At 44.2% G+C, this 1,617-nt stretch carries 1 protein-coding gene; it reads right to left on the bottom strand.

Annotated features, from left to right (window positions below; all coding sequences use genetic code 11):
- Positions 1-59: 59 nt before the first annotated feature.
- Positions 60-1,361 carry a group II intron reverse transcriptase/maturase gene (gene ltrA / locus JJQ88_RS20895; RefSeq protein WP_210367972.1) on the bottom strand — a complete coding sequence of 434 codons (1,302 nt, stop codon included), beginning with the start codon at positions 1,359-1,361 and terminating at the stop codon, positions 60-62.
- Positions 1,362-1,617: the final 256 nt, after the last annotated feature.

The raw sequence follows: 1,617 nt of genomic DNA, 5'->3' as shown, positions 1-1,617 counted from the left end.
TGAGGTTTTCCCTCATACGGCTTTCCGACGTTCTTCTTTCTTTGGCAGTACGTACCGGCCTAACTAGCCAATTTCACTAATACATGTTCGACTTCTTTCCTTACATCTTTGAAGTTCCCATGCTTCTTGCGATTGTTCTTCTTTTTGTTATAGAACAAGACCAATCTCTCAAGAACATACCAATCAATGCGATTAAGCCATTTCTTACCCTGAGGGGAAATTTGATAGTAATTCTTAAACCCTTGTAGTTTCCGGTTCAAGCCTTTGACCAGTTCATGGATATCCATGTAAAGTTTGCTTCTTGGCTCCATGTAGGCTTTTATCTTCGCCCTCATTTTCTTCATGGCATTCCTTTTCGGTATGTGGTTCATGACATAGAACGTGTTGCCGCCTTTCCGGCGGATAGGGAATTTCCGATTATGGAAGCCGAGGAAGTCAAATCCATCTGTGTCATTCCAAATATTGACCAGCCTGGACTTATCCCGATTGATGGTCAAGTCCAGTTTCCCCATTATCGCCTGGATGACTCGGATGGTTTCCATTGCTTGTTTCTTCGTTTTACACATGATGACGAAGTCGTCCGCATATCGGATTAGTTCTCCAAGTTCTCCAAATCTCTCCTGCCATAACTTATCCATGACATTCAGATAGATATTGGCAAGTAATGGGGAGATGACTCCACCTTGAGGTGTCCCTGTTAGTGGATTTCTGATGTTTCCTTCCTCCATGATTCCGGCCTCTAACCATTTGCGAATCAGTTTCAAGACTCTTCTGTCACTTATGCGTTGCTCAAGAAGTTTCATCAGTTTTGCTTGATTGATATTGTCGAAATACCCTTGGATATCGACGTCGACTACCCAAAAGCAACTCTTACTCGCTTTCCTGATTTTCGCCATGGCTTTATGTGCATTCCTTTTTGGTCGGAATCCGAATGAACATTCATGGAAATCAGCCTCGAATATCGGTTCTATGACCATCTTCGTTGCCGTCTGGACCACCCGGTCTTTAATAGTCGGGATTCCTAATGGTCGCTGTTTTCCGTCTTCCTTCGGAATATAGGTGCGGAGCACTGGACTGGGGTTGTACCGTTTCTCTTTCAATTCAAGGAAGATTTCATTCATGAACTTCCTTTCCCCGTAATCCAGGACGATTTGTTCAATCGTCTGTCCGTCAACTCCTCCGCTTCCTTTCTTCCGTTTCACACGTTGCCATGCTTCCCATAAGATGTCAGGCCGATAAATCTTATCATATAGTGCGTGAAATCTACGAGTTGGACTTTCCTTAGCACAAAGATATAGCGTCTTCCAGAGTTCTTGAGCTTTGTCATTATTGGTGTAGTTAGCCATTTTCCTGGCATTCACTGACTCTTACCTCCTTTGGACATATGAACGAAGTAGGGTACTGGCATTCGCCGTCCTTCCCTAGACAATGTTGTGTTGTCATTGTCATCATTGGTACTATGACCCCTTCCGACTCCCTCTCATCCCTTCACCATTTCGTTTTCACTTATAGGTTTCAGCTTTACTTTCATAAGAAAGTGACGAGGAGGGGATCCCCAGTTCCGTTAATTACTTTCCTGACATGTCGCTCCCCCTACCCCGAGAGATTCTTCGGTGC

It is taken from the genome of Bacillus sp. REN3 (genome assembly GCF_017912555.1).
GTDB lineage: Bacteria > Bacillota > Bacilli > Bacillales > Cytobacillaceae > Mesobacillus.
The sequence above is the reverse complement of the archived record's forward strand: the minus strand, read 5'-3'. Positions and strand labels throughout refer to the sequence as shown.